This is a genomic window from Pantoea wallisii (genome assembly GCF_002095485.1).
In the GTDB taxonomy this organism is placed as follows: domain Bacteria; phylum Pseudomonadota; class Gammaproteobacteria; order Enterobacterales; family Enterobacteriaceae; genus Pantoea; species Pantoea wallisii.
Genome location: NZ_MLFS01000128.1, coordinates 1 through 1484 on the forward strand (window position 1 = coordinate 1; position 1484 = coordinate 1484).

1 pseudogene is annotated in these 1484 nt (G+C 68.3%); it reads right to left on the minus strand.

Annotation, left to right across the window (positions count from 1 at the left end):
• Nucleotides 1-1479 (minus strand): annotated as a pseudogene (locus tag HA48_RS21870) (type VI secretion system Vgr family protein); the annotation flags it as partial.
• Between the last annotated feature and the right edge of the window lie 5 nt (nucleotides 1480-1484).

Here is a 1484-nt window from a genome sequence, read left to right on the forward strand (position 1 = left end):
CCCCGCCTTGTCCTCGAAGCGCAGCGCGTTCGCCGTGTCCGCCGTGCCGTCCTTCGACCGGCTCAGGAACCCCATCTGCGTCGCCGCCGCCGGCAGCGACCACGGCGGCATGCTCGCCTCGTTGTACACCCGGCCGATATCAGCGGCCTGTCCGGATCGCCGTTGATGAAGTCCACCACCACTTCATCACCCACGCGCGGTATCTGCACCCCGCCGTACCCCTGGCCCGCCCACGCGCTCGACACCCGCACCCAGCACGAGCTCGTGTCGTCGCCCTTCGCCAGACCGGTCCCAGTGAAACTTCACCTTCACCCGCCCGTAGCGGTCCGTCCAGATGCTCTCCCCCTCCGGTCCCACCACCTTCGCCGTCTGCGGGCCGTGCGTCTTCGGCCACCGCGTCTCCGGCGCCGCGCGGTACGTCACCGACGACGGCAGCACCCTGAACGCGATGTTGTGCCTTGTCTCCGCCCCGCCCCCGCTCGCGTAGTCATTCTCCGCGAAGTCGTACGTCGCCGACGTCACCAGGTACTCTCCGTTGTCGCTGAAGTGCGGCGCGTTCAGGACGGCGAACGTAAAGCCCGGCGCGATGCCCGTCGCCGTTCCCGACCCGCTCACGCTGTGGTGTTCCGCCTGCCACACCTCCTGGCGGATGCGCGCGTAAAACTCCCCGTGCCCGTGCTCAACGAACCGCCCCGGCCAGTCGTACACGTCCACCGACCCCGGCACCGGCGACGCCGGGTTCTGCCGCGCCTGCAGCATCCACGCGTTCGGCTTGCGGAAGTCGTAGTCGTCCGTGCTGTACATCCCCGGCGTCACGCTCTCCGCCAGCGACCACTGGCTGATGCCCTCCTCCGTCACGCTCCCGCCCGACGGCGTCACGTGGTACGGTATCGTCCCGTACCCCGGGAACGCCTGATGCTGGTCCGTCGCGTCGCACAGCACCATCACGTGACGCTCCGCCTCGTGGCGGAAGAAGTAGTACATCCCCTCCAGCTCCATCAGCCGGCTGATGAAGTCCAGGCTGCTCTCCTGATACTGCACGCAGTACTCCCACACCCGGTAGCTGCCCGACAGCCGCGACTCCACGTTCACCCCGTACTCCTTCAGCAGCGTCTGCACAATCTGCGGCACGGTCTGCCCCTGAAAGATGCGCAGGTTGCGGTCGCGCTTCATCGGCCACAGGTCCGGCTCCACCGTCAGCGCGTACACCGCGTAGCGCGTGCCGTTCAGCTCCTCGCTGCGCACCGCCACCCGGGTGATTTTGCCGTTGAGGTAGCGCGGGCTCAGCGCGCTCATCAGGCCCCCGGCCGGCAGCGTAAACGTGACCGGCTGGCCCAGCAGCGCATGGCGGTCAACGCGCGCGTCGGTGGAGAGCAGCTCGGCCTCCAGCGTAAACGACTGCGACAGCGCCTCGGTGCCGCTGAGGCGGCGGAACAGCAGGCCGTCCGCCGGCAGCTGTGCGGTAATGCGTGAGAACATAAGTA